Annotated in this window: 1 pseudogene; it reads right to left on the minus strand. The window is 64.3% G+C overall.

The features are described 5' to 3' along the window. Positions 1–191, minus strand: a pseudogene (locus LL239_RS17645) (phage portal protein family protein); the annotation flags it as partial. Positions 192–224 lie beyond the last annotated feature (33 nt).

Below are 224 nucleotides of genomic sequence, written 5' to 3' on the forward strand. Positions count from 1 at the left end.
TGCCAGTCCGACTCCTGGATCGGCAAGGTCACCGCACCGAGGACCGACATCACCTGCGGGTCTTCACGACGCATCCGATCGAACACCTCGTTCGACAGCGGCCAGACGAGATCCGGGTTCGTCTCATGAGCGTCTGTCGCCAGCCCACCCCAGCCGACCAGTCCCCCGGTCTGATATCCGATCTCGGTCAAAGCGGGCCTCCTGTCAGAACGGGGCGACAGCGA

Source organism: Microbacterium testaceum (assembly GCF_020781835.1).
Classification (GTDB): domain Bacteria; phylum Actinomycetota; class Actinomycetes; order Actinomycetales; family Microbacteriaceae; genus Microbacterium; species Microbacterium testaceum_H.